Origin of the sequence: Pseudovibrio sp. M1P-2-3 (genome assembly GCF_031501865.1) — a bacterium.
Classification (GTDB): domain Bacteria; phylum Pseudomonadota; class Alphaproteobacteria; order Rhizobiales; family Stappiaceae; genus Pseudovibrio; species Pseudovibrio corallicola.
Map to the genome: position 1 here is coordinate 2,096,481 of NZ_JARRCW010000001.1, position 21,249 is coordinate 2,117,729.

The following is a 21,249-nucleotide window of genomic DNA, read 5'->3' on the forward strand; positions in this document are numbered from 1 at the left end:
TATCTTCACGCTTTAGATGATAACAGTGGACTGGTTCTCTCCATCGTCTACATTGAGAAGGAGGTTAGTTGCACTAGTTCCAATTGTCGCTGTCACCATAAAGTTCTCACCACCAGCGGCTCCATCCACATCAACGCTTAGTTGAGCTGCATTGGGGTCAAAACGCACATAGTCTGAGACATCTCCTGATACGTCAAAGAGCCCAGACAAATCAATCTTATCTCCCTGGTCGAAGTTATAATCTAACAAAAGATCCTCAGCATCTAGGTGAGACAGAACAAATGTGTCGGCACCTAGACCTCCTAGTAGAGTATCAATCCCAAGCCCGCCATCGAGGACATCGGCTCCTGCTCTTCCAGATAGTGTATCCATGCCTAGCCCACCACTAATCTGGTCAGAGAAAGCTGAACCAATTCCCTGATCATCTCCTGATCCCAGATCAGCGGAATACCCACTTGTTGCCAGATTAAGGTCAAGGATATCATCGCCACCAAGAAGGTTAAAAGCCTCTATTTCATCATAGTTTCGAATTGGGTCCACAATGACTGCATCATTGTCTTCTGTACCAACAGCCACATCGTAGCTACTTTTTGTGCCGGACACATCTCCCAAGACATTGGCATGGGCAAGGTCATTACCTGTGTCAGTCATCTGAATGATATTTATGCTGTCTTCATTATCGACATAAAGTGTTCCCGTTGCACTGAATGACGCTGGGACTACGCCATCATCGACAACATCATAGTTCATGATGAGATTACCCTCAAAACCATCCGCAATCTGAACCGTCCAAGAAGCCTCATTCGGGACTTGTGTTACAATTACCTCGGGAGAGATTACTACAAAATTCTCAATATGTAGGTTGTTACCGTCTGGATCCGAGTAACTGGCAAGTATTTCAGCCTCACTGATTGTTATGATACTGTCACCTGGCCTATCGATGAATAATGCTTCCTGTTCAACGGGTTGGCCATTAACTGCGAAACTAAAACTAAATGGATCAGAACTTCCCTCACTACTTATGGCTGATGCTTGGGCTGAGATGTCTCCATAGAAAACACCAGGAAGCATAGCGGTGAGAGTTGTCAGTGCGGTTATGAAGGCTGCTTCACTTGCGAAGGCACTCCTCGCAATAGTCAGAGCATCTCCTTCGGCATTCAGGTTACCTATATTGAAGGCCGTACCATGAGGAAGACCGGTGAATGATATGGTTACTTCGTCAAGTGTCTCCATTTCTGGACCGTTGCTATCAGTAATTGCAGCAGAAATATCTATAGGAAGGCTTAGAAGCCCACCTGTCTGCGCCTGATTCTCAGCAAGAACACTCAATTCGATATCCGGTGCAGGAACAACAGAGATTTCGAGTAACTGAGGTAACGACTCTTCCCTTGCACTGTCTGAACTTTGATCACTCACATCAGGCTCTGAAGAGACTGAGATCACCTGAAGGGATACGGTCGCACTGCTGTCAGGAGCGGGTTGGAAGCTGACTTGATTTATATGGTGGGCAGCTATGGTGGCCTGTGATGGTCCTGTAGCCACAAGATTTCCGCTAATGAGTATCTGCGCACCCTCTGGAATATCCCTAATGATGTATTCAACGATGTTTTCGTGAGGGTCCGTTACACTACCAGAAATATCAAGATCAACAGGAGTATCCTCGATAGTAGTAGCGCTATTGACTGTTACCAATGGGATGTCTGCATCAGGTAAAACTTTAAATAAGAAGTCTGCACTTGCTGTATTCGTATCACTGTTGCTTATCTCAAGCGAATTGACTGTCAGTTCAAGGCGGACTTGATCTGGCAGATCTTGATTTAAACTGTCCGGCGTTCTGGCATTTTCCTCAGTGAGATGTATCGTCAGGTTTTGATATTCCTCCTTTGTCATCGTGTAGCTGCGCAAACCATTCCCATCCAAGCCGTTATCGCTACCTACATTTATAGAGAGGTAATCAGGTACTCCTGACAAGGTGATGGTATGGACCTCCGATCCATCCTGGTCGGGTGTAGTCACAGAAACCACGTCCTTAATGACGGCTGGTGTATCTTCTAAAGCAGTAATCAATGGCAGTTCATCGTTTACGTCAATTGCGGTCTGTAACGCAGGGTCAAAAGTGATTACACCGGCATCAGCGACAGCCTCAACAGAAAGGTTGAGGACAGTTGTCGTGGTTGCCGTGTCACCGTTTTCCTCCATTGATGTCGCGTTGATTGTGACGGGTATTTCACCATGGACATGAGCTGTGGGAATCAAAGCAAGCTCAGCGCCTGTACCGCTTATATTGTAAGTTAGCATTCCCCCAACTGAGCTGACCGGCACAAGAGGTATCCCATTCGTTGCATCTACCATAACGCCTTGACTTGCATCGACAACAACTTCAAAGGAGGCCCCTAAGGTTTCTCCGGGATCAACAAGACCAATAGATGCTTGAAAGAATATCGCTTCATCTTCCAAGCCGCCGTCTGAGTGCACTGTCACGGAGGGAGCATCTGCAACAGGTTCTACATAAACAGTTGTCACCTTTTCAACACTGTTAGAGAAACCGCAATGAGCATCTATGGAGAGGGCTGTGGTTGAGATACCACTCAAACCGTCATAGGCCGAGGTACTACTTGAGACATGCTCAGGGAACTGAACAAAGAACTGTGTCGCATTGTCTACTTGGTCAAAGTTTACAAAGTAGGTTCCAGTCACAGGGTTGTAGCTTACGGCATCAGCTGGTTCGGCTCTTAATGTTGATCCGACAGGAATACCGGTGAACTGTACTGAACCGCCATCAGGAATATTAGCAAAATCCCCGCCGTAGTTGTTTAGGGAAATTGTAAACTGGGCTTCTTGATCTTCTATACCCGTAATTGCAGAGATTGTGACATCCGGAGGCACTGGTAAATCAGCAATATCACAATTGTCCCCACCGCCGCCTCCTCCGCCTGCATCAGCTACGCTCACGTAAAAGTCAGCGGCTGCGATCGCAACACCATCCAGTTGTGAAAAGTCTGCTAGCGGTGTACCCACTGATATGCTCTCATCATCCTCGACTACAACGGCTGTCAATGTAAATTGATAGTCAGTCTGACCTGCTATATTCACCGGAATAAATTCAAGATCACCAATATCTGCAGCTGAAACGATAACCGCACCACCACCGGTATCAGTACCGTTCAAAAATGAAACAGAAGGCGTTCCTGTTACCAACCCACCGCCCGTGTTTACATCTGCAAGACTATCTCCGGTGATAATGAAGTAAAGATTTTCAGACCCGTCAAAGTTGATGCCATCCGGCATAATCTCTTGCATAGCGCCACCAAGGCGCGTTGCGTTTCCAGCAACTCCGCCTATCGCCGTATCCAGAAGGAATGCCCCGCTGTCATCACCAGTATATGCTTCGGATACACCACCGGCAGGGACACTTAAGGAAGGTGTATCTGCTACACCCTTCACATTGAATAGTAACCTACCACTTTCAGTTTTTGCAGGTATGCTTGGATCCGTTACCTCATTTACTGAATATTTAATGTCAATTATGAAGTCGTCATTGCTATCCTGCGCCGAGACAATGTAGAGATTGCCAATATCAGAGGAATCAATAATCAAATTCCCTGAGTTATTTGGAACAATTTCAGTACCTGTCCCCTCAGGGTCACCTAAATAGAAATGAGGCGCTCTATACATATTGGGATCAATTAGCAGAATGACATCCCCAGTTAGCTGCTCTGTCGATCCATCACTAATATCAATCAAGTTTCCATCAAGACCTAAATTAACAGGCACGTCTTCGAGAATATTGAAGGTTTGATTTGGACTTCCTCCATCAATCGAAGGTGTGATCTCTATAAGCAGCGTACCTGTATCTGTTTGACCAGCAGCAGTGTTGTTCGCTTCACTGCTTATGACGAGGGCCTGAATGGTGGAGGAACCATCTTCACTGCGTATCAGCTCACCAGTTACTTCATTAGCTGAAATAACACCAGAAAAATGCTCTGGAACACCGTACAGGCTTAGAGAAGACCATTGCCCATCTTCCAAGTTCCATGTTGTCATTCCCGTTGTTTGATCAATGGAGACGAGCTTGGCTGGAATGGCTTCTCCTTGAGCATCATGATAGAAAGCAATAAGGCCAGCAGGAATGCCTGAGACGATTACGGAGTGAACTTCTTCGGACCCATCAAGATCAGGTGTCACCGGGTTCAGTGGAATATCAGCCCATCCTCCACTTGCATCTACAACAGCTTCTGCAATGGGAGAGGGAGCATCCAACTGAACAATATCCTCAACAGCAGCAACATCTATGTTGAGCGTAGTCGAAACAGTTTTCGTATTGGTCGTTCCTCCATCACTGTCGCGCGCATCAATGACTTTCATCTCAACTGAGATATCACCAAAGAAACCTTCTGTGGTTTGTGAAGGCAAAGCATCTGCGCCATCTGCGTCGCGGTCATCGTGTTCGATAGGAGTCAATACCAAAGTACCGTCAAAGTCAGTAACTCCATCAACGAGTTTAATTTCCAGTTGACCAGTATTTTCATTATAACTGACAACATCAATCTTTATGCTGTCATCCCCAAAGATAGCAGGATCAACTTCTCCATGTTCTTGCTCGAGCCACTGGCTTGGAACGTTGTTGACATATATGTAACTGATCCCCTCAGAGCCATCAAGATCAGGAGTTGAGCCCTGAATTCTTAGAGAAATTGAGGTATCTTCAAATATTTCCACAGTCGGAATTGCGTCACCCGGCTGGACGGACACACTATCGTAGACATCCTGTAATGGTGTTTCACTGAAGCCCTCTTCTGACGGGATCAGAGTAACCGTGAGATCTGCTTCCGCTTTTGGTCTTACATTAATCGTCGTATTGAAGGTTTGAATAGACGTATTATCAGACGTATCGTATTCGTGATCTCCTAGGTAAGTCGTAGGTGTTTCAGTTTCCTCCACTATAAAGTGGGAGGTCACACCCAATTTACCACTGAAGTTCTCAGGATAGCTTACTTTCAACTTTTCAACGAAGTTTTCAAATTGAGCATTTGTAACGTCGCTGGGCTGTGTAATTGTATAGCTTAGATTATTATCGTCACCGAAAGTGCGAGTTATTGTTCCAAAATTAGCGTTTACAGTTGAAAATAAATTCACATCCTCAGATAAACTTATGCTTGTTGAAGCCGTTTCTTCTAGGGAAATGCTGATATGGATGGAATCATAGCTCTCAGACCCATCGGTATCACGAAGTTCTATATTGTTGATTTTCAGGCGTGTACTGCCAACAGAATCAAGGTCTTCAGTGACATTTCTATTTGAAATACTAATAATCGGCGCATCAACCACCGCGTCAACATCAATATCAACAACAACTTGATCAGATGTCTCTATGTTACTATTAAGATTGGTCGCAGTATCAATACTGCTTACTCTAGCTGTAAGCTCTCCTCCTGTTAGGGAGCTGATATCCAAATCGCTATTACTTGCGGGGGTGAGACGAAGGCTGCCATCCCAACTTGTCAGATCACTGTTGAAAGTTATCGTCAATTCTCCAGAAGCGCTGTCATAAAGTGCAGACTGTATATCGCTGGCGCCGTTTATAAACGATGACATATCTACTGTACTACCAGAGGATAATTGCACCCAGCCGTCGGGAAGATTGGAGATAACCAACTCTTTCAAGCTTTCCGAACCGTCTGTATCGGGTGTGTATGCCTGTAGGTTCACAGTAAACGCTGTGTCCTCCTTGACAATTTGAGCTGTCCCTTGAGCATCATATGCAAAGACACTCATAGTCAAATTCGGTTCAGCAATAGGAAGAACGCTAACTTTAAACGTGCTAGTTGTTTCACCTTCATTTGTTTTCGCAAGGACCTCGGCACCAATTATGCCTGAGAAATGGGGACTAACTTCGGTGATTAGTAGAGATTGGGCCTCGTCAACCGTACCTGTCCATATGCTGGTTTGACTATCAAAACTACCGGAATTAAAGGTAAGGGTACTTGGTAGTCCTGTGAAGTGAACCTCAATGGGTTCAATCAAGGTCTCGGATTGATCAGTATCAGTTACCGTTAATTCACTGATAAAGACAGGTATTACGACAGTGTCTTCAATAAGAAACTTGTCGAATGCCTTAATGTCCACATCGGCGGATGCTTGAACGGTTATTGTCGCAGTTTCAGAGGTGGTTCCTTCAGGACTGGTTATCGTTGCTGTGTAGGAGATAGGGGCGTTAACGATACCTGGTGCGGAGCTCGTCGTCGAAAAATCTTCCGGGAACGTAAGAGCCAGAGACGAAGCATCATTTGCAGAGCCTTTCCAACTCAGATTAGCTATGTCCAAAGTACCGGTGTTGGCCGTGGTACCATCAGGCAAACGGTTAAAGGTTATAGTGACAGTTTCTGGAGTATCGTCCGTTCCTTCCGACTCATCTACATCCGTAATTGCTGCGGACAAATTCAAGTCTACTGTAGTCCCACTTTCTACATTTCCATCCAGATCTTCTGTGGCAACTACATTGCTGGCGGTAAGGGATACATCAGATTCAGTAGCGATATCGATACTAATAGGGGTGGTTTCAGAGGTCCCTTCATTTGACGTAGCTCCGATTATTCCACTAAGCGCTGTCTGCGGGTTTTGGGTAGAATAATCTGCAGGAAATGTCAGTGTCAGCTCATTGAATTCCTCTGGAGTTCCATTAAAAACAAAATAACTGTGCCCAGGGCCTCCAATTACCTGGCCCGCACTGACTTCGGTTTCAAGCGGAACATTATTCAAGACAACCCGAATGTTAAGGATTTCTTCTGAGCCATCACTATCACTTTGAGATACTGTGACGTAATCGGACAAAGTGATCGGCAACGGTGCATCTGTTTCCGTAACCATGATGGCTTGTGCATTAATGGTAATGTCATGCTGCGGTGCAACCGTAATAGTCTGAACAGTACTCACACTGCCCTCAGGAGAGGTAAGTGTTATAGTCGCACTTAGGTTTCCTTCGCCGGTAGAATAATCAGCAGGTAACGAGAAAAGAACTTGCCGGGCTTCGAATGCTGAGCCGATCCACTGGTTGGCAACCAAATCCAGCTGACCAACATTGGCGGTTGTACCAGCAGGCAAACTACTAAAATCAACAGTTACAGTGTCTGGTGTTGCGCTATCTCCTTCCGAGCCATCACTATCGAAAATAGTTGCCGCAATATCGAGGGCGAAACTTGTTCCGCTTCCATACGCATCCTCTGCGGTATTGACATCTCCCGCGGTTAAACTCAGATCGGGACTTGCAATAACCTCGACACTTCCGGCAGCTGTTGTACTCCCCTCGCTCGAGGTCAGACTCGCCGTATAGGAGATAGGTTCACCGGGCTGCTGGGTAGTTGCATAAAGTTGCACATCATCGATAAGCGCACCTTGCTCCCCACCTTGCGAAAGTGTGGCAAATTCCAGCGTGTCGACACCGCCAGTGCCGGTGACCTTAAATTCATAGGGCGCCCATTCATTGCCGCCCAACCTGAGAGCCGTAATCTCTTTTCCGTTCCAAAGAACACTCATTGAATCACTGGTACGGCCATGGGCCGTCGCATAGAAGGAAAGCGTATAGTCAACACCATCTTCAGTCGTGATCTCTTGATAAATTCCCTGCGCCTTACCGCTACCTTCTTCCACTTCAAGGTATTGCTGTCCTTCAATAGCATCGATACCAAGGGCAGTATCATGGATGTTGATGGTTGTTCCGTTCCAGCCTTCTATGGAGCCTGAGAATTGCTGAATACTACCTTCAGCGATATCAGGTGTTTCAAAAGACCCATTCACAATGAGGTTGGCTCCTTGAACATCATAGGGGGTCTGTGTTGAATAGTCCTGCGGGAAGGTGAGGGCGAGGCTGGAGGCCTCTTTGGCAGAGCCGGTCCAGGTCAGCGCGTCCACATCCAAAGTGCCGCCGTTGGCGGTGGTGCCATCGGGCAGCCGGTCAAAGGTGAGCGTGACTGTATTTGGTGTGTCTCCCGTGCCTTCCGACAGGTCCTGATCGGTGATCGCCGCCGAAATCTGCAGATCAACGGTGGCTCCTCCCTCCTTACTATCATCTTGATCCTCAACCCCGGACACATCAGCGGCGGTGAGGATCAAGTCCTGTTCATGCTGCACGGTGATGGCAAACGGGATCTGATCACTACCACCCTCATCACTGGTGGCACTGAAGGTGCCGGTGATATTGCTGGCCGGGTTGGAGGTGGAATAATCTCCCGGCAAGGCAATCACCAGATCCGCCAGAGTGCTGGCCGCACCGGAGTAGGAGAGGGTGCCGTTGACAATACCGGCCTCACTATAGATTTCGCCCCCGTCAGTACTGAATAAGGTTCCCTCCGGTACGCCGGACAAGGTGAAGGCAATGGTTTCCAAGGATTCCGAACCATCCAGATCGGTGGCCTGCGCTGTAAAGTAGTCCTCCAACCTGATTTCCAGAGGGGCTCTGCCACTGTCGGTCTCACTCAGGGCAATGGTGGCAATATTGCCAGAGCTGTCCACCACATCGGTGACCCCCACCTCAACATCACCGGTAGCATGGAGCCTGAGTGTATAGGCGTTCGCAGTGCTTGTTCCCTCATTGGAGGTGGCTGTTATGGTCCCCCCAAGCGTCGTCTGCGGGTTGGTGGTGGAGTAGTCTGCCGGCAGCGTCAAAGTGAGGCTTGCCACTTCTGCTGGCGTGCCTGTCCAGCTGAATAATCCATTGACATCAATAGAGCCGCTGGAGGCAATGGCTCCCGGGGGCACATTCCCTAGGGTGATGGTAAAGCTCTCCATAACCTCCGATCCATCCCTGTCAACGACAAAGTGGCGGGCGTACTCGGAAAAGTGGATCACAACCGGGCTATCGGTCTCGGATCCAAGGGTATAGTTCCCTGCAAACTCGAAGATATCCACGCTCGGTTCAATGGTGATCGAGCCACTTTCGCTCAAGGTCCCTTCCGGTGAGGTAATCGTGGCTTGATAGGTTATGGGACCTTCGACCCTGCCTTCTTTCGAGCTTTCCGTCGAGAAGTCCATAGGGAATCTTAGGGCCAAGCTCGAGGCTTCATTGGCAGAGCCGGTCCAGGTCAGTGCGTCCACATCCAAAGTGCCGCCGTTGGCGGTAGTGCCATCGGGCAGCCGGTCAAAGGTGAGCGTGACTGTGTTTGGTGTGTCTCCCGTGCCTTCCGACAGGTCCTGATCGGTGATCGCCGCCGAAATCTGCAGATCAACGGTGGTGCCCATCTCCTTGCTGTCATCTTGGTCCTCAATACCGGACACAGCCGCTGCGGTAAGGCTTACATCGGCTTCCGGGCTGACAACGATCTGGAAGCTCTGGGTGTCGGTGCCGCCTTCATCGCTCTGGGCGGTGAAGGTGCCGGTGATGTCATTGGTGGTGGCAAAATCCTGCGGCAGCCGCAAGATCAAGCTTCCCAGGCCCGTGGCCGGACCGGAATAGGAAAGGACGTAGGTCGACCCACTTTGGGTGGCCGGTGTGAATGTTACGCCGTTGTCGGCAGACAGCTCTGCCCCTTCCGGCAGGTTGTCAAAATTCAGATCGATGGTGGTCAGATCCTCCGAACCATCTCTGTCGGTGGATTCCGCTGTGAGGTATTGTGCCAACCTCACATTCAGAACTGCATCGGTTTCACTGAGCTCAATCAGGTTGGTTTGGCCTTCACTGATTACCTCAGGGGTGAAGCCAACTAGGACATCACCACTGACGTCCAAGGTTATCGATCCCTGCGCCGTGATTGCCCCCTCGACCGAGGCCAGGGTCGCCGTATAGGTGATCGGTCCTTCCACCACGCCATGGGTGGAGCTTTGCGTCGCAAAATCCGGTCGGAACGTCAGCGCCAGAGCGGAGGCCTCATTGGTCGAGCCGGTCCAGGTGAGCGTCTCTACATCCAAAGTGCCAACATTGGCAGTGGTACCGCCCGGTACGCGGTCAAAAGTGAGGGTCACCGTATCAGGGGTATCCCCCGCTCCCTCCGACAGGTCCTGGTCGGTGATTATCGCAGACAATTGAAGATCAACAATAGCACCAGATCCGGATTGATCCTCAACACCGGACACATCCGTTGCCGTGAGACTTAGATCTTGTATCGGGTCAATCCGAATGGAACCGCTGTCCGTGACTGTACCTTCCGGGCTTTGCAAGGTGGCTGTATATGAAATGGGCCCGCTAACCTCAACCAACACACTTTGATACAGCTGGACATTATCAACAAACGCAGTTTCTGTATTGGGGCTCCCGTCTTGCAAGACAACGAAGGAAAGCGGTACAACTTCGCCAGTCCCTGTGACCGTAAACTCTACGCTCTGCCACTCGGATCCTTCAATTTCAATTGGATCCAGTTTCTTATTATCCCAGATAATAGCAAGCTCGTCGATCCCGTCCCCACGGGTGGAGACATCAAACTTCAGCGTGTACTGAACACCCAGTTCAGTGCTGATTTCCTGCGTGACAATTGAGGCAAAGCCGCCGTCACTTTCCAGCCCAAGGTATTGATCACCTTGTGATCCGGGTTGCCTAAAGGTATGATCATGGATGTTGATCACCCCGGCCGACCATCCCGGCACACTGCCATCTTGTATAAACTGCGTACGATCGCCAGCTGGAACGTCAGGGTTTTCAAAGGACCCGTTGACGATCAGGTTAGGCCCATCTTCACTCACAAACCCTTGTGTTGCATAATCCTGCGGGAAGCTTAAGGTCAGGCTTGAGGCCTCATGGGCCGAGCCGGTCCAGGTGCGCGCGTCCACATCCAAAGTGCCGCCGTTGGCGGTGGTGCCATCGGGTAGCCGGTCAAAGGTGAGCGTTACTGTATTTAGTGTGTCTCCCGTGCCTTCCGACAGATCCAGATCGGTGATCGCCGCAGACAACTGCAGATCAATGGTGGCTCCTCCTTCGTTACTATCATCTTGGTCCTCAATGCCGGACACATCAGCGGCGGTGAGGATCAAATCCTGTTCGTGCTGCACGGTGATGACAAACGGGATCTGGTCGCTGCCACTTTCATCACTAGTGGCGCTGAAGGTACCGTTGAGATTACCGGACGGATTGGTGGTGGAATAGTCGGCTGGCAAAGCAACCACCAGTTCGGCCAGAGTGCTAGCCGCACCGGAATAGGTGAGGGTGCCGTTGACAATACCGGCCTCACTATAGATTTCACCCCCGTCAGTACTGAATAAGGTTCCCTCCGGCACACCGGACAAGGTGAAGGCAATGGTCTCCAAGGATTCCGAACCATCCAGATCGGTGGCCTGCGCCGTAAAGTAATCTTCCAACCTGATTTCCAGAGGAGCTCTGCCACTGCCGGTCTCATCCAAGGCAATGGTGGCAATCTCGCCAGAGCTGTCCACCACATCGGTGACACCCACCTCAACATCACCGGTAGCATGGAGCCTGAGCGTATAGGCATTCGCAGGGCTTGTTCCCTCATTGGAGGTGGCAGTTATTGTTCCCCCAAGTATCGTCTGCGGGTTGGTGGTAGAGTAGTCTGCCGGCAGCGTCAAAGTGAGGCTTGTCACTTCTGCCGGTGTGCCTGTCCAGCTAAATAATCCATTTGCATCAATAGAGCCGCTGGAGGCAGTGGCTCCCGGGGGCACGTTCCCCAAGGTAATTGTAAAGCTCTCCATAACCTCCGATCCATCCCTGTCAACGACAAAGTGGCGGGCGTACTCGGAAAAGTGGATCACTACCGGGCTATCAGTCTCGGATCCAAGGATATAGTTCCCTGCAAATTCGAAGATATCTACACTTGGCTCAATGGTGATCTTGCCGTTGTCGGACAACGATCCTTCTGATGAGGTAATCGTGGCCGTATAGGTGATTGGTCCTTCGACTCTGCCTTCTTTCGAGCTTTCCGTCGAGAAGTCCATAGGAAATCTTAGCGCCAGGCTAGAAGCCTCATGGGTCGAGCCGGTCCAGGTGCGCGCGTCCACATCCAAAGTGCCGCCGTTGGCGGTGGTGCCATCGGGCAGCCGGTCAAAGGTGAGCGTTACTGTATTTGGTGTGTCTCCCGTGCCTTCCGACAGATCCTGATCGGTGATCGCTGCCGAGATCTGCAAGTCAACGGTGGCACCTCCTGCCTTGCTGTCATCTTGGTCCTCAATACCGGACACATCCGCTGCGCTCAGGCTCACATCGGCTTCAGGAGTGACAACGATCTGGAAGCTCTGGGTGTCGGTGCCGCCTTCATCGCTCTGGGCGGTGAAGGTGCCGGTGATGTCATTGGTGGTGGCAAAGTCCTGCGGCAGCCGCAAGATCAAGCTGCTCAAGGAGGAGGCCGCTCCGGAGTAGGTGAGGGTGTAGGTAGACCCACTTTGAGTGGCTGTCGTAAATGTTTCGCCGTTATCGTCCGACAGCTGCGCGCCTTCGGGCACGCCGTCAAGTCTCAGCTCGATGGTGGTCAACGCCTCGGACAGATCAACGTCGCTCACTTGCGCCGTGAGGTATTGATCAAGAGCAACATCCAGAACCGCATCGGTTTCACTGAGCTCAATCAGATTGGTCTGACCGTCAACGACCACCTCAGGGGTGAAGCCAACCTGCACATCGCCGCTGGCATCCAGGGTGATCGATCCCTGCGCGGTGGTTGCCCCCTCGCTCGAGGCCAGGGTCGCCGTATAGGTGATCGGCCCTTCCACCCCGCCAGGGGCGGAGCTTTGCGTCGAGAAGTCGGCCGGGAAGCTTAAGGTCAGGCTAGAAGCCTCATGGGTCGAGCCGGTCCAGGTGCGCGCGTCCACATCCAAAGTGCCGCCGTTTGCGGTGGTGCCATCGGGCAGCCGGTCAAAGGTGAGTGTTACTGTATTTGGTGTGTCTCCCGTGCCTTCCGACAGGTCCTGATCGGTGATCGCTGCCGAGATCTGCAAGTCAACGGTGGCACCTCCTGCCTTGCTGTCATCTTGGTCCTCAATACCGGACACATCCGCTGCGCTCAGGCTCACATCGGCTTCAGGAGTGACAACGATCTGGAAGCTCTGGGTGTCGGTGCCGCCTTCATCGCTCTGGGCGGTGAAGGTGCCGGTGATGTCATTGGTGGTGGCAAAGTCCTGCGGCAGCCGCAAGATCAAGCTGCTCAAGGAGGAGGCCGCTCCGGAGTAGGTGAGGGTGTAGGTAGACCCACTTTGAGTGGCTGTCGTAAATGTTTCGCCGTTATCGTCCGACAGCTGCGCGCCTTCGGGCACGCCGTCAAGTCTCAGCTCGATGGTGGTCAACGCCTCGGACAGATCAACGTCGCTCACTTGCGCCGTGAGGTATTGATCAAGAGCAACATCCAAAACCGCATCGGTTTCACTGAGCTCAATCAGATTGGTCTGACCGTCAACGACCACCTCAGGGGTGAAGCCAACCTGCACATCGCCGCTGGCATCCAGGGTGATCGATCCCTGCGCGGTGGTTGCCCCCTCGCTCGAGGCCAGGGTCGCCGTATAGGTGATCGGCCCTTCCACCCCGCCAGGGGCGGAGCTTTGCGTCGAGAAGTCGGCCGGGAAGCTTAAGGTCAGGCTTGAGGCCTCATGGGCCGAGCCGGTCCAGGTGCGCGCGTCCACATCCAAAGTGCCGCCGTTGGCGGTGGTGCCATCGGGCAGCCGGTCAAAGGTGAGTGTTACTGTATTTGGTGTGTCTCCCGTGCCTTCCGACAGGTCCTGATCGGTGATCGCCGCCGAGATCTGCAGATCAACGGTGGCGCCGGAGCCGGATTGGTCCTCAATACCGGACACATCCGCTGCGCTCAGGCTCACATCGGCTTCAGGAGTGACAACGATCTGGAAGCTCTGGGTGTCGGTGCCGCCTTCATCGCTCTGGGCGGTGAAGGTGCCGGTGATGTCATTGGTGGTGGCAAAGTCCTGCGGCAGCCGCAAGATCAAGCTGCTCAAGGAGGAGGCCGCTCCGGAGTAGGTGAGGGTGTAGGTAGACCCACTTTGAGTGGCTGCCGTAAATGTTTCGCCGTTATCGTCCGACAGCTGCGCGCCTTCGGGCACGCCGTCAAGTCTCAGCTCGATGGTGGTCAACGCCTCGGACAGATCAACGTCGCTCACTTGCGCCGTGAGGTATTGATCAAGAGCAACATCCAAAACCGCATCGGTTTCACTGAGCTCAATCAGATTGGTCTGACCGTCAACGACCACCTCAGGGGTGAAGCCAACCTGCACATCGCCGCTGGCATCCAGGGTGATCGATCCCTGCGCGGTGGTTGCCCCCTCGCTCGAGGCCAGGGTCGCCGTATAGGTGATCGGCCCTTCCACCCCGCCAGGGGCGGAGCTTTGCGTCGAGAAGTCGGCCGGGAAGCTTAAGGTCAGGCTAGAAGCCTCATGGGCCGAGCCGGTCCAGGTGCGCGCGTCCACATCCAAAGTGCCGCCGTTGGCGGTGGTGCCATCGGGCAGCCGGTCAAAGGTGAGTGTTACTGTATTTGGTGTGTCTCCCGTGCCTTCCGACAGGTCCTGATCGGTGATCGCCGCCGAGATCTGCAGATCAACGGTGGCGCCGGAGCCGGATTGGTCCTCAATACCGGACACATCCGCTGCGCTCAGGCTCACATCGGCTTCAGGAGTGACAACGATCTGGAAGCTCTGGGTGTCGGTGCCGCCTTCATCGCTCTGGGCGGTGAAGGTGCCGGTGATGTCATTGGTGGTGGCAAAGTCCTGCGGCAGTCGCAAGATCAAGCTGCTCAAGGAGGAGGCCGCTCCGGAGTAGGTGAGGGTGTAGGTAGACCCACTTTGAGTGGCTGCCGTAAATGTTTCGCCGTTATCGTCCGACAGCTGCGCGCCTTCGGGCACGCCGTCAAGTCTCAGCTCGATGGTGGTCAACGCCTCGGACAGATCAACGTCGCTCACTTGCGCCGTGAGGTATTGATCAAGAGCAACATCCAGAACCGCATCGGTTTCACTGAGCTCAATCAGATTGGTCTGACCGTCAACGACCACCTCAGGGGTGAAGCCAACCTGCACATCGCCGCTGGCATCCAGGGTGATCGATCCCTGCGCGGTGGTTGCCCCCTCGCTCGAGGCCAGGGTCGCCGTATAGGTGATCGGCCCTTCCACCCCGCCAGGGGCGGAGCTTTGCGTCGAGAAGTCGGCCGGGAAGCTTAAGGTCAGGCTTGAGGCCTCATGGGCCGAGCCGGTCCAGGTGCGCGCGTCCACATCCAAAGTGCCGCCGTTGGCGGTGGTGCCATCGGGCAGCCGGTCAAAGGTGAGTGTTACTGTATTTGGTGTGTCTCCCGTGCCTTCCGACAGGTCCTGATCGGTGATCGCCGCCGAGATCTGCAGATCAACGGTGGCGCCGGAGCCGGATTGGTCCTCAATACCGGACACATCCGCTGCGCTCAGGCTCACATCGGCTTCAGGAGTGACAACGATCTGGAAGCTCTGGGTGTCGGTGCCGCCTTCATCGCTCTGGGCGGTGAAGGTGCCGGTGATGTCATTGGTGGTGGCAAAGTCCTGCGGCAGCCGCAAGATCAAGCTGCTCAAGGTGGAGGCCGCTCCGGAGTAGGTGAGGGTGTAGGTAGACCCACTTTGAGTGGCTGCCGTAAATGTTTCGCCGTTATCGTCCGACAGCTGCGCGCCTTCGGGCACGCCGTCAAGTCTCAGCTCGATGGTGGTCAACGCCTCGGACAGATCAACGTCGCTCACTTGCGCCGTGAGGTATTGATCAAGAGCAACATCCAAAACCGCATCGGTTTCACTGAGCTCAATCAGATTGGTCTGACCGTCAACGACCACCTCAGGGGTGAAGCCAACCTGCACATCGCCGCTGGCATCCAGGGTGATCGATCCCTGCGCGGTGGTTGCCCCCTCGCTCGAGGCCAGGGTCGCCGTATAGGTGATCGGCCCTTCCACCCCGCCAGGGGCGGAGCTTTGCGTCGAGAAGTCGGCCGGGAAGCTTAAGGTCAGGCTTGAGGCCTCATGGGCCGAGCCGGTCCAAGTGCGCGCGTCCACATCCAAAGTGCCGCCGTTGGCGGTGGTGCCATCGGGCAGCCGGTCAAAGGTGAGTGTTACTGTATTTGGTGTGTCTCCCGTGCCTTCCGACAGGTCCTGATCGGTGATCGCCGCCGAGATCTGCAGATCAACGGTGGCGCCGGAGCCGGATTGGTCCTCAATACCGGACACATCCGCTGCGCTCAGGCTCACATCGGCTTCAGGAGTGACAACGATCTGGAAGCTCTGGGTGTCGGTGCCGCCTTCATCGCTCTGGGCGGTGAAGGTGCCGGTGATGTCATTGGTGGTGGCAAAGTCCTGCGGCAGCCGCAAGATCAAGCTGCTCAAGGAGGAGGCCGCTCCGGAGTAGGTGAGGGTGTAGGTAGACCCACTTTGAGTGGCTGTCGTAAATGTTTCGCCGTTATCGTCCGACAGCTGCGCGCCTTCGGGCACGCCGTCAAGTCTCAGCTCGATGGTGGTCAACGCCTCGGACAGATCAACGTCGCTCACTTGCGCCGTGAGGTATTGATCAAGAGCAACATCCAAAACCGCATCGGTTTCACTGAGCTCAATCAGATTGGTCTGACCGTCAACGACCACCTCAGGGGTGAAGCCAACCTGCACATCGCCGCTGGCATCCAGGGTGATCGATCCCTGCGCCGAGGTTGCCCCCTCGCTCGAGGCCAGGGTCGCCGTATAGGTGATCGGCCCTTCCACCCCGCCAGGGGCGGAGCTTTGCGTCGAGAAGTCGGCCGGGAAGCTTAAGGTCAGGCTTGAGGCCTCATGGGCCGAGCCGGTCCAGGTGCGCGCGTCCACATCCAAAGTGCCGCCGTTTGCGGTGGTGCCATCGGGCAGCCGGTCAAAGGTGAGCGTTACTGTATTTGGTGTGTCTCCCGTGCCTTCCGACAGGTCCTGATCGGTGATCGCCGCCGAGATCTGCAGATCAACGGTGGCGCCGGAGCCGGATTGGTCCTCAATACCGGACACATCCGCTGCGCTCAGGCTCACATCGGCTTCAGGAGTGACAACGATCTGGAAGCTCTGGGTGTCGGTGCCGCCTTCATCGCTCTGGGCGGTGAAGGTGCCGGTGATGTCATTGGTGGTGGCAAAGTCCTGCGGCAGCCGCAAGATCAAGCTGCTCAAGGTGGAGGCCGCTCCGGAGTAGGTGAGGGTGTAGGTAGACCCACTTTGAGTGGCTGCCGTAAATGTTTCGCCGTTATCGTCCGACAGCTGCGCGCCTTCGGGCACGCCGTCAAGTCTCAGCTCGATGGTGGTCAACGCCTCGGACAGATCAACGTCGCTCACTTGCGCCGTGAGGTATTGATCAAGAGCAACATCCAAAACCGCATCGGTTTCACTGAGCTCAATCAGATTGGTCTGACCGTCAACGACCACCTCAGGGGTGAAGCCAACCTGCACATCGCCGCTGGCATCCAGGGTGATCGATCCCTGCGCGGTGGTTGCCCCCTCGCTCGAGGCCAGGGTCGCCGTATAGGTGATCGGCCCTTCCACCCCGCCAGGGGCGGAGCTTTGCGTCGAGAAGTCGGCCGGGAAGCTTAAGGTCAGGCTTGAGGCCTCATGGGCCGAGCCGGTCCAGGTGCGCGCGTCCACATCCAAAGTGCCGCCGTTGGCGGTGGTGCCATCGGGCAGCCGGTCAAAGGTGAGCGTTACTGTATTTGGTGTGTCTCCCGTGCCTTCCGACAGGTCCTGATCGGTGATCGCCGCCGAGATCTGCAGATCAACGGTGGCGCCGGAGCCGGATTGGTCCTCAATACCGGACACATCCGCTGCGCTCAGGCTCACATCGGTTTCAGGAGTGACAACGATCTGGAAGCTCTGGGTGTCGGTGCCGCCTTCATCGCTCTGGGCGGTGAAGGTGCCGGTGATGTCATTGGTGGTGGCAAAGTCCTGCGGCAGCCGCAAGATCAAGCTGCTCAAGGTGGAGGCCGCTCCGGAGTAGGTGAGGGTGTAGGTAGACCCACTTTGAGTGGCTGCCGTAAATGTTTCGCCGTTATCGTCCGACAGCTGCGCGCCTTCGGGCACGCCGTCAAGTCTCAGCTCGATGGTGGTCAACGCCTCGGACAGATCAACGTCGCTCACTTGCGCCGTGAGGTATTGATCAAGAGCAACATCCAAAACCGCATCGGTTTCACTGAGCTCAATCAGATTGGTCTGACCGTCAACGACCACCTCAGGGGTGAAGCCAACCTGCACATCGCCGCTGGCATCCAGGGTGATCGATCCCTGCGCGGTGGTTGCCCCCTCGCTCGAGGCCAGGGTCGCCGTATAGGTGATCGGCCCTTCCACCCCGCCAAGGGCGGAGCTTTGCGTCGAGAAGTCGGCCGGGAAGCTTAAGGTCAGGCTAGAAGCCTCATGGGCCGAGCCGGTCCAGGTGCGCGCGTCCACATCCAAAGTGCCGCCGTTGGCGGTGGTGCCATCGGGCAGCCGGTCAAAGGTGAGTGTTACTGTATTTGGTGTGTCTCCCGTGCCTTCCGACAGGTCCTGATCGGTGATCGCCGCCGAGATCTGCAGATCAACGGTGGCGCCGGAGCCGGATTGGTCCTCAATACCGGACACATCCGCTGCGCTCAGGCTCACATCGGCTTCTGGAGTGACAACGATCTGGAAGCTCTGGGTGTCGGTGCCGCCTTCATCGCTCTGGGCGGTGAAGGTGCCGGTGATGTCATTGGTGGTGGCAAAGTCCTGCGGCAGCCGCAAGATCAAGCTGCTCAAGGTGGAGGCCGCTCCGGAGTAGGTGAGGGTGTAGGTAGACCCACTTTGAGTGGCTGCCGTAAATGTTTCGCCGTTATCGTCCGACAGCTGCGCGCCTTCGGGCACGCCGTCAAGTCTCAGCTCGATGGTGGTCAACGCCTCGGACAGATCAACGTCGCTCACTTGCGCCGTGAGGTATTGATCAAGAGCAACATCCAAAACCGCATCGGTTTCACTGAGCTCAATCAGATTGGTCTGACCGTCAACGACCACCTCAGGGGTGAAGCCAACCTGCACATCGCCGCTGGCATCCAGGGTGATCGATCCCTGCGCCGAGGTTGCCCCCTCGCTCGAGGCCAGGGTCGCCGTATAGGTGATCGGCCCTTCCACCCCGCCAGGGGCGGAGCTTTGCGTCGAGAAGTCGGCCGGGAAGCTTAAGGTCAGGCTTGAGGCCTCATGGGCCGAGCCGGTCCAGGTGCGCGCGTCCACATCCAAAGTGCCGCCGTTGGCGGTGGTGCCATCGGGCAGCCGGTCAAAGGTGAGCGTTACTGTATTTGGTGTGTCTCCCGTGCCTTCCGACAGGTCCTGATCGGTGATCGCCGCCGAGATCTGCAGATCAACGGTGGCGCCGGAGCCGGATTGGTCCTCAATACCGGACACATCCGCTGCGCTCAGGCTCACATCGGCTTCAGGAGTGACAACGATCTGGAAGCTCTGGGTGTCGGTGCCGCCTTCATCGCTCTGGGCGGTGAAGGTGCCGGTGATGTCATTGGTGGTGGCAAAGTCCTGCGGCAGCCGCAAGATCAAGCTGCTCAAGGAGGAGGCCGCTCCGGAGTAGGTGAGGGTACCATTGACAATGCTAGCCTCACTATAGCTCTCGCCCCCGTCAGTACTGAATAAGGTTCCCTCCGGCACACCAGACAAGGTGAAGGCAATGGTCTCCAGGGATTCCGAATTATCCAGATCGGTGACCTGCGCCGTAAAGTAATCCTCCAACCTGACTTCCAACGGTGCCGGACCATTACCTGTCTCGTTTAGGGCAATAGTGGCAATCTCGCCAGAACTGTCCACCGCATGGGTGACCCCCACGTCCAGATCCCCCTCATAGGCAACCTGCAAACGAACCGGTACCGCTTGTGACGTACCTTCATTAGAGATCGCCGACACAGTTCCATTCAGAACTTTCTCCGGATTCTGGGTAGAAAAATCTGTAGGTAGGGTAAGTACCAGTGCATCAAACTGCTCTTGAGTGCCAGTAAACGTAAAAGTCCCTTCCTCAAAGGTACCGTGGCTGGCGTTTGCGCCTTCAGGCATATTATTCAGAGTGAAAGTGATACTTTCAATGGCTTCTGAACCATCGCCGTCATTCTGATAAACGGTAATAAAACTGGATGGCGACAGGCTTAAAGGAGCGTCCGTTTCTGTCCCAATCAGAGACTGCGCCTCAATGACTATGTCATGCTGGGGGGTAATCGAAATCGTACTGTCTTGTTGTGCAGTTCCCCCTTGCCCCGTTGCGATCAAACTTATCGAAAGTGGGGCCGCATGGTCTGCTGGAAGCTTGAGGATCAGAAATTGAGCCTCTTCCGGCCTCCCAATCCAGACACTTTCATTCAACTCACCGGTGTTCACGGTCGACCCAACCGGGAGGCCTGCAAAATTAATCTGAACAGAAGAAGCATTTTCAATTGAGGTAATGGAAGAACCAATATCTAGAGTTATTCCACTTTTGCCCGGACCATCAGCATCTTCAGCAAATATATAATTTTGTGTTTGACCAATAGTGATCGATGGCAACGTGTAATTAAATGGACTTTCTTCATCATTTAGAGAGTCTTCTAAAGGTTCAATTGTATTAACTGGAAACTCTAGCTCAGTAGGATCTAGCAGAGGACTTATTGGAAATGCAGGACTTATTTGTATTTCAATAGGTGAGAACGTTCCGCCGGAACTTTGTTGTTCCGGTTCATCTTTCGTTTGAATACTGCTAACAGTATTATCTGGAGACAGATTTTCTTTCGTATCCTCAGAAATGGTCACAAAATTTAAAGGCTGATCCCCAATTGAGTATTCATAGTCGGCCTGAGTAGCGTTCTTAATAATGAGAACAGTTCCATCAGGTTGCCGTAGTAATAAATCTTTACCAAGTGAAATGGCATCTCCGACGAATGCAGTTTGCGGAAAAGTGACTTTTCCTTCAACTGGTACTATTTCAACAGCCTCTTCAATTGGTAATACATACATATTCCCACTAGGAAATGTAATCTGCTTACCATTATTTTCAGATAGATTGCTGTCGTCGGTTTTACTTGATGTTGTCATCGTCATTTTCTTCTTTTTGGTTAGTTATAATGACGCCCTATGTATTACTATAATGAAATAAAATTCAAAAAAATGCAATTGCGCACTGTTTACCTAATGCTATATAGATAACAATAATAATCTACTTAATGTAACAAATATGTGATATAATTTTACTTCTAGTTTTAGTTATAATTAACATGACAATTAGAGTATTTACGTAATATAAACTATAACTAAAATCTCGCAACCGAGTCCGAGACCAAATGTGGGAGATCTTTGCTGTGCTACTCTTCGTCTTTAGACTTTGATGTCTGAAAAAGGAAA

General features: G+C 53.0%; 1 protein-coding gene. It reads right to left on the reverse strand.

The window, feature by feature from the left end:
• Positions 1 to 12: 12 nt before the first annotated feature.
• On the reverse strand, positions 13 to 20,943 hold the full coding sequence (locus tag P6574_RS09425) for a type I secretion C-terminal target domain-containing protein (protein ID WP_310620062.1): 20,931 nt from the start codon (positions 20,941 to 20,943) through the stop codon (positions 13 to 15).
• Positions 20,944 to 21,249: the final 306 nt, after the last annotated feature.

What these genes read in the sequence shown, in the direction of transcription:
- P6574_RS09425 (WP_310620062.1), bottom strand. Translation starts at nt 20,943, where the DNA reads ATGACAACATCAAGTAAAACCGACGACAGCAATCTATCTGAAAATAAT.